The organism is Sulfurimonas sp. (assembly GCF_032250635.1).
Taxonomy (GTDB): Bacteria; Campylobacterota; Campylobacteria; order Campylobacterales; family Sulfurimonadaceae; genus Sulfurimonas.
The window spans coordinates 1-3,149 of record NZ_JAVVFL010000228.1 but is presented as its reverse complement, the minus strand read 5'-3'; the positions used below and the strand labels follow the sequence as shown (position 1 = coordinate 3,149).

General features: G+C 38.8%; 3 protein-coding genes. 2 read left to right on the top strand and 1 reads right to left on the bottom strand.

Annotation, left to right across the window (positions count from 1 at the left end; translation table 11 throughout):
* Positions 1 to 713, top strand: a 713-nt coding sequence (modD, locus tag RQ763_RS11035) for a ModD protein (RefSeq protein WP_314153021.1), incomplete at its 5' end; no start/stop codon positions are given.
* Positions 710 to 1,105, top strand: a complete 396-nt coding sequence (locus RQ763_RS11030; protein WP_314153020.1) for a molybdopterin-binding protein — start codon at positions 710 to 712, stop codon at positions 1,103 to 1,105. The genes modD and RQ763_RS11030, both read left to right, overlap by 4 nt.
* A gap of 10 nt (positions 1,106 to 1,115) precedes the next feature.
* On the opposite strand, the gene RQ763_RS11025 is transcribed toward RQ763_RS11030, so the two are convergent.
* Positions 1,116 to 3,023 carry a ferredoxin--nitrite reductase gene (locus RQ763_RS11025; RefSeq protein ID WP_314153019.1) on the bottom strand — a complete coding sequence of 636 codons (1,908 nt, stop codon included), beginning with the start codon at positions 3,021 to 3,023 and terminating at the stop codon, positions 1,116 to 1,118.
* Positions 3,024 to 3,149 lie beyond the last annotated feature (126 nt).

The following is a 3,149-nucleotide window of genomic DNA, read 5'->3' as shown; positions in this document are numbered from 1 at the left end:
ATGAAGTAGAAAAAATTGTAAAAAAGTGTGGCTTAAAATATAGATTTTTGAAAAAAAACGGTGACATGATTGCTCCAAAAGAGACTATTTTGGAGTGCAGCGGCGATGCAAAATCGCTTCATCATGCATGGAAAATATCTCAAAACATCTTTGAGTATATGAGCGGCATCGCTACCTATACAGACAAAATGCTGCAACTTGCAAAAGCCATCAATCCAGACATAGCCCTTGCTACTACAAGAAAAAATTTCCCAAGCGCAAAAGAGCTCATGTTAAAAGCAGTCATGGATGGAGGCGGAACACCTCATCGGCTTGGACTCTATGATTCGATTTTAATCTTTGAGCAACATTTGGTATTTCTTAGCGACAAGCAAGAACTAGAGAGAAACTTTAAGATTATCAAGAAAAAGTTTATAGAAAAAAAAATAACAGTAGAGGTAAAAAACCTTGAAGATGCCCACTATTTCGCCTCTTTGGGTGCGGATATACTACAGTGTGAAAAGATGGATTTTGAGACTCTAAGAGAGTGTGTTGCTCTTAAAGAGGAGTTTAAAAATATTACCGTCTCTGCGACAGGCGGCATAAATATTAAAAATATTTCAGAGTTTGCAAAAACAGGAGTTGATCTCATAGTTACATCCTCACCTTACCATGCAAAACCGCTTGATATAAAAGTGCAGATGCGTACTGCACTCAAAGGAGTTAGCAGATGAATATCTTAAAGGGAAATATCGTCTCCATCAAACAAAGTGATAGCTTGATGCTTGTTTTTATGGATGTCAAGGGGCAGCTTTTAAACTCTATGCTGCTTGAAAACGGGGATGAAAATCGGCTGGAAGTTGGGATGGATGTACATCTTATATTTAAAGAGACGGAGGTTACTCTTGCAACTACGGACTCTATTGTGAGTGAGAGAAATTCATTTGTTTCAAAAATCACCCACATAGAAAATGGTAAACTTCTTGCAAATATTACACTTGATTTTTTAGGGCATGAGATTAACGCACTTATCACCAAAGGCGCACTTCATGGACTAAAATGCAAAATAGGCGATGAGTTTAGATGGGTTGTAAAGGCAAGTGAAATAACACTGCAGATATTGTAATTTTTTTGACTTAGCCGAGCAAAATCAACTCTTCAAGCTCTGAAAAAACCACTGCCCTATTTTGCTCTTTTGTATCTAAAATTCTCTCACATAAAATGGAGAGATTTTCATCTACATGTGGTGTAAACATGCGGATATCTTCAAGTTTTTCGTTCTTTAGAGTATTTGTAAATCTCTCATACGCCGAATATGCCTCGCTGCCGCTTAACTTATAATAGAGTTTACGTCCAAGTTCAAAAACCTCAAACTCCTCATTTTTTCCCGTGTTTACTTTCTCACTAAAACCTATCTCAATGTTTATATTTTTATCTCTCATGTACGCCCCGAGTTTCATTACAAAACCGATAAAAGCCGGTGTATAAAGCTTTAAAATCCGCTCATGAAACAGCTCAAAACTTTCATATGGATTTTTAACTCTTTTGTACTCAAGCATCAGAGTCTCTACATAAAAGTGTGCATACCGCAGCGGAGCCGATTTAACGACTGCATATCCTTCTAAACCCTCACTTGTGATTTTTCCGCCAAGAGAGATATTTACACCACCCTCCATTTCGCCGTTTACTTTGACTTTGCACCCTTCAAAACCGATGTCACCCAGACCATGCAGACCGCACCCTTTAACACATCCTGACCAATACATGCGTACTCGTCCTTCATTAAGCGGCACTTTTTGCTCCAAATACTCCGCCATTTTTATAGCATCGCTTTTGTTCTCAATCACTCCAAATGCACAGTGTTGTGAACCTGCACATGCTATTAAATGATTTTTGTATGGTGAATCGACGCTTCTGTATTTTTTAAAGAGCGGCTCGGACAATAGTGAGTTCACTTCTTTTACACCCAAAACATAAATGCTCTGCTCTATATCAAATCTTATCTCGCCGTCTCCATATTTTTCACTTACGTCTGCCACACTTAATAAATCGCTTCCGCTAAAGATACCTGCAGGAACAACCATGTGAACGCCGAGAGTTCCGTCTCTGAGCTGCACACGTCCGTGGTCTGGGTCGTTAAAATCAAGCTTTGTCATGGTCTCGCCTCCGCGCGCAAAATCAATTCCCGCATTTTGGCAAATCGCACTCCTAATCTCCTCCATGCCTACCGCTTCGACTAAAAAGAAGAGACGGTTTTTGTTTCTGTTGTCACGAAATCCAAATCTTCTAAAAATATCAATAATAGAGTTATAAGCACTCGGCACTTCATGAGGCAGTAAAAAAATATCTGCACTCTTTGCCACTTTGCCGACTTTTCCGCCGAGGTACATGTTGTAGCCGTAAAGTCCATCTTTTTGCGCCAAAACAAAACAACAGTCATGACTAAAAGCGTTGCATCTGTTGGAAATCGAGCCTGTGATTGCAGTGTTAAACTTTCTAGGAAGTGCGCTTATCCACTCATAGTTATGCAGAAAACTTCTCTCTAAGGTTTTTAAAAGCTCATAGGAAGGCAAAATATTGTCAAATCCTTTGGCATCGAGTGGGTCGGTAACAATGTTTCTAAAGTTATCTACGCCCGTTTGGTACGAGCTAATCCCCACCGCACCCATACGCTCAAAGATAGTCGGTATATCTTTGATGTCGATATAGCGAAGCTCTATCTGCGCACGAGTTGTGATATCTATATAATCTTCACCAAACTCTTTTGCAATTAACCCTAAAACTCTCGCTTGTTCAGCATTCAAGTAGCCGCCGCTAATGCGAACGCGTATCATAAACTTTTGCGGAGTTTGCGCATCTTTATCATAAATGCCAAAACATTTCAAGAAGTAGCTTTTATCTTCATCAGGAATCGACGCATAACCGTTTTTTGCATAGTAATCCAGCATCTCAAACGCCTCTTTAGGAGTTTTAAGCGCTTTTGTTGTTTCAACTTTGTTAAGTTTTTTTGCTCTTGCACTATACGCTTTTTGTAGCTCTTCCATTGTAACTCCGATCTCTATCGAATATAGTCACAATTCTAGCAGTTATTAAAAATAAAATAACCAATTTACTGCTTGTTTTTTATACAATAAGAAAAGAACTTAAAATATCTCAACTAAGAGACAAAA

Excerpts from the sequence above, each read along its gene's own strand:
- RQ763_RS11025 (WP_314153019.1), bottom strand. The coding sequence starts at position 3,023 with ATGGAAGAGCTACAAAAAGCGTATAGTGCAAGAGCAAAAAAACTTAAC.
- RQ763_RS11030 (WP_314153020.1), top strand. The coding sequence starts at position 710 with ATGAATATCTTAAAGGGAAATATCGTCTCCATCAAACAAAGTGATAGC.